This window comes from Streptomyces sp. A3M-1-3 (assembly GCF_024213665.1).
In the GTDB taxonomy this organism is placed as follows: Bacteria; Actinomycetota; Actinomycetes; order Streptomycetales; family Streptomycetaceae; genus Streptomyces.
The window spans coordinates 1-963 of the sequence record NZ_JANAVP010000083.1 but is presented as its reverse complement, the minus strand read 5'-3'; the positions used below and the strand labels follow the sequence as shown (position 1 = coordinate 963).

Here is a 963-nt window from a genome sequence, read left to right as displayed (position 1 = left end):
GCGTGGTGCTCGCGGAAGCGTCCGGTCAGGGCCTCGGTGAGTTCGGGGATCTTGTTGCGGAGCTTGCGTTTGGCCAGGTCCGCGAGGACCTGCGGGTCGGCTTCGCCGCGGATGAGGGCTTCGAGCATGGCCCGTCCGGAGACGCCCATGATGTCGGAGGCGACCGCGGAGAGTTTGATGCCGGTGTCCTCCAGCAGCTTCTCCAGCCGTTGGACCACACGGGAGCGTTCACGGGTGGCGGTGGTCCGGGCCCGGGTGAGGTCCCGTAGTTCACGGACCGGTTCGGGCGGCACGAAGGAGGGCCTCACCAGGCCGTGGGCGCCGAGCTGGGCCAGCCAGGCCGCGTCCGAGACGTCCGTCTTGCGGCCGGGCAGGTTCTTGACCTGCCGGGCGTTGACGAGGATCACGTTCAGGCCCTCGGCCAGCACGTAGTAGAAGGGCTTCCAGTAGTCCGAGGTCGCCTCGATCACCACCAGCGTCACCCGTGCGGCGAGCAGGTGGTCCCGCAGATCCAGGACCGCGTTCGTGGTCGATCCCCACGTCGTGGTATCGGCCGTGAAGGACCCCCGCCGCTTCGTACTCGGAATACGGACGCACGCCTTGGCGTCCTTCTTGCTGATATCGAGGCCGGCGCAGCGTTCGTGCAGCACGTCCACGGTCTTGCTCCCTCCCTGGCGGACGGACCCGTCGTATGCCGTTCCGGGAGGGCCAGGGTGAATCAGGAATTCTGACGCACGTGCTTCACAGCAACACTCCACGGTTCCCGTGGACGGCCCCCAGCACCACGCTGACCTGCGAGCTCACCGGCATCACAGACACCTCGGTTTCGGCCGGAACGAACCCCACCACGATCCCGAACCGGCCCCAACCCTCGGCAGGGCAGACAGAAGCACCCCCGGCGCACGCCACGGCATTTACCACGCCCCCGGCGCGCACCGAAGGTGCGCTGGATCGCTGACCTGC

Annotated in this window: 1 protein-coding gene; it reads right to left on the bottom strand. The window is 68.0% G+C overall.

Going from position 1 to position 963, the window contains the following annotated elements; genetic code table 11:
* The coding region (locus NLX86_RS34255; RefSeq protein ID WP_254375726.1) for a transposase at positions 1-656 on the bottom strand (656 nt) is incomplete at its 3' end.
* Positions 657-963 lie beyond the last annotated feature (307 nt).